The organism is [Flexibacter] sp. ATCC 35103, from assembly GCF_001975985.1.
Lineage (GTDB): Bacteria > Bacteroidota > Bacteroidia > Flavobacteriales > Flavobacteriaceae > Flavobacterium.
Genome location: NZ_MTQF01000019.1, coordinates 1 through 952 on the forward strand (window position 1 = coordinate 1; position 952 = coordinate 952).

The following is a 952-nucleotide window of genomic DNA, read 5'->3' on the forward strand; positions in this document are numbered from 1 at the left end:
AACCGTCAATATATCAGATCGGCAGCACTATTTGATTTCAGGATCACAAGGGAAGATTTCAGTTTAGAGAATAATGCGGAAGAGCGTGTGGAGTTTTATTTAGAGCAAAACAACAGTGTTGCTTTTAATTTGGAGCATGACGGTCTAATTCGCGCCAGCCTTATAAAAGTAAAAGAGAATGAACATGTTTTTTTCCTTTCGATGCACCATATCATTGGTGACGGGTGGTCTATGGAGCTCCTGATGTCTGAGATTGTAAAAAGCTACAATGGGTTAATTTCCGGCAAAGAAGCAGACTTGCCTGTACTGAGGATCCAGTATAAAGATTATGCAGTTTGGCTCAAAGAGGAATTGCAGCAGCAGAAACACCAGGTATCCGAAAAGTACTGGCTCGAGCAGTTTTCGGGCGAATTGCCAGTGCTTGATCTACCTGTTGTTGCCCCGCGTCCTTTGGTTCAAACCTATAATGGAGACCGCGCAGGCCATGAATTTTCAGCAGAATTTCTAGGCAGGCTCAAAGCATTTTCACAAGCACATGACGTAACGCTGTTCATGGTGCTTATGGCAGGGGTAAAGATATTGCTGCACCGTTATACAGGTCAGTATGATATTATAGTGGGCACACCTGTTGCGGGTAGGGAACATCCTGATTTAGAGAACCAAATAGGGCTTTATCTCAACACGCTTGCCATTCGTACCCCCCTGCAGGAAGGGATGACTTTCTCAGAACTGCTTGTTTTGGAGAAAGAAATCCTTCTTGGGGCTTATGAACACCAGGGTTACCCGTTTGATGCACTGATCGGGAAATTAAATTTATCCAGGGATACGAGCCGCTCGGCTTTGTTTGATGTGCTGGTTACGCTGCAAAACCAGTCCCGGTTAAAGAACCTGAATACCGAAGGGCTAAGCAGCCTGGAAGTCAAAGGATATGGCGTTAAGAGTAAAATTTCAA

At 44.5% G+C, this 952-nt stretch carries 1 protein-coding gene; it reads left to right on the top strand.

Features of this window, described 5'->3' with window-relative positions:
• On the top strand, window positions 1–952 hold a 952-nt coding region (locus BXU01_RS23310), incomplete at both ends, for a condensation domain-containing protein (RefSeq protein WP_255373835.1).